Source organism: Corallococcus sp. AB030, from assembly GCF_003668965.1.
GTDB classification, from domain to species: Bacteria; Myxococcota; Myxococcia; order Myxococcales; family Myxococcaceae; genus Corallococcus; species Corallococcus exiguus.
This window is the reverse complement of the sequence record NZ_RAWQ01000474.1, coordinates 1-784: the sequence shown is the minus strand read 5'-3', so window position 1 is coordinate 784 and position 784 is coordinate 1. Positions and strand designations below refer to the sequence as shown.

Here is a 784-nt window from a genome sequence, read left to right as displayed (position 1 = left end):
GCCTCGTGGGTGACGAGATTGGCGACGCTGCGGTGCTCCACCGCCGTGCCCTTGGGCGTACCGGTGCTGCCCGAGGTGTAGAGCAGGTACGCCATGTTCGCGGGCGTCACGCCCGTCACGGGCGCATCCGTCGGCTCCTCGGCCAGCGACTCGCGCTCCGTATCCAGGCAGAGCGCGCGTGCATGCAGTGCTTCGGGGAAGCGGTCCACGAGCGGCTGCTGGGTGACGAGCACCTGGGCCGCGCTGTCCTCCAGCATGAAGGCCAATCGCTCACGAGGCAGAAGCGGATCCACGGGCACCCAGGCACCACCAGCCTTCAGGATGCCCAGCAGACCGATGGCGATATCGAGGGAGCGCTCGACACTGAGTGCAACGCGGACCTCGGGCCCCACGCCGCGACGGCGAAGGGCATGGGCGAGCTGATTGGCGCGCGCATCCAGCTGCGCGTACGTCAGCTGCGTCCCCTCGAAGACAGCGGCCACCGCGTTCGGAGCGAGGCGCACCTGCGCCTCGAAGAGCGAATGCATGCACGCTTCGGGGAACGGCGCGCGCGTGGCGTTCCACTCCACCAGCATTTCGCGCCGCTCAACGGTGGTCAGTAGCGGCAATCGGGCGACTGACTCATTCGGCTGAGCAACGGCCTCCTGAAGGAGCACGCGCAGGTGCTCGGCCATGCGTGCGGCGGTGGAGGCGGTGAAGATGTCGGTGGTGTACTCGAGGTAGCCCTTGAGGCCGGCGTCGGTCTCCAGCACCTGGAGGGTGAGGTCGAACTTGGCGGAGAAGG

1 protein-coding gene is annotated in these 784 nt (G+C 68.2%); it reads right to left on the bottom strand.

From position 1 onward, the window contains the following. A partial coding sequence (locus D7Y15_RS43670; protein ID WP_148713057.1) for an AMP-binding protein occupies window positions 1-784 on the bottom strand: 784 nt, incomplete at both ends.